This window comes from Actinomadura darangshiensis, from assembly GCF_004349235.1.
In the GTDB taxonomy this organism is placed as follows: domain Bacteria; phylum Actinomycetota; class Actinomycetes; order Streptosporangiales; family Streptosporangiaceae; genus Spirillospora; species Spirillospora darangshiensis.
The window spans coordinates 1-1,222 of sequence record NZ_SMKY01000634.1 but is presented as its reverse complement, the minus strand read 5'-3'; the positions used below and the strand labels follow the sequence as shown (position 1 = coordinate 1,222).

Sequence of the window (1,222 nt, the reverse complement as noted above, 5' to 3'; positions counted from 1 at the left end):
CGGCAGCGGGTGGCGGGGGTCGGTGGTCTCGGTGACGCCGGTGGTCGGCATGTCGCGGGAGCAGGTTCGCCGGTACCTCGGGGACGAGCATTCGGGACTGCGGTTTCCGCGGCCGCGCAGTGGGGTGAGTGGGTTCCGGGTGCTCTATCGCACCATTTCCGTGACGGGTCGGCCGACTACCGCCAGCGGGGTCGTCGTCCTGCCGAGGGATACCGCCGGGGCGCTGCAGGCCGTCAGTTTCGCGCATGGGACCCATGCCGGACGCGGCACTGCCGGGTCGGTCGCTGCGGACGGGCAGAGCAGGGTCGCCGCCGTCTACTACGCCGCTGCCGGATATGCGGGGGTCGCGCCCGACTACCTCGGCCTGGGCGTGGGGGCTGGGAAGCATCCCTATATGGACGCCGCCTCGGAAGCGTCCGCTTCTCTGGATATGCTCCGCGCCGCCCGTACCGTCGCCGGGCGGGAGGGGAGAAAGCTGGATCGGCGGGTGTTGGTGACCGGGTTCTCTCAGGGCGGTCAGGCCGCTATGGCGCTGGGACGGCAACTGCAGCGGGGTGCCGATCCTTATCTGCAACTGGGTGCTTTGGCGCCGGTCAGCGGGCCCTACGATCTGCGGTACGTGCAGATCCCAGCGTCTCTTCAGGGTTCGCTGGACCCGCGGGTGTCTGCGTTCAATCTCGCCTACGCCACGGTCTCCTGGAACCGGCTCTATCACCTGTACGACTCGCCCTCGGAGGTGTTCCGGGCGCCGTATGACACCACTGTGGAACGGCTCTTCGACGGCAGCCATGATGAAGAGGACATCTTTCCTCAGCTTCCAGCAAGCCCTGAAAAGCTGATGACCTCGCGTTATTCGGACTGGCTCGCTCACCCTTCCGGTGCCCTTCTGCGGGCGATCCGGGCGGCTGACGGGACCTGCGACTGGGCTCCCCGTGTTCCGATCCGGCTGTACGGCGCGTCCGGCGACGAACAGGTCGCTTTCGGCAACACCCAAAACTGCCTGCGGGCTCTGCGTGCCCACGGTGCCCGTCCACAGGTTGTGGATTACGGCGACGCCGGGCATTTCGACACTCTCTACCGCGGCCTGTCCGGCACGCTTCGCTGGTTCCGGACGCTGCCGTAGCGGCCTGCGCTTCACTTTCCGTGGTGGAGACGGCATGGTTTGCGGATGGACGTGGTCGTCGCCGTTGCCGTAACGCTGGTGGTGACGTGGGTTCCGGCG

1 protein-coding gene is annotated in these 1,222 nt (G+C 67.6%); it reads left to right on the top strand.

Translation table 11 applies throughout. The features are described from left to right. On the top strand, positions 1–1,123 hold a 1,123-nt coding region (locus tag E1293_RS47060), incomplete at its 5' end, for a lipase family protein (protein ID WP_279473373.1). Between the last annotated feature and the right edge of the window lie 99 nt (positions 1,124–1,222).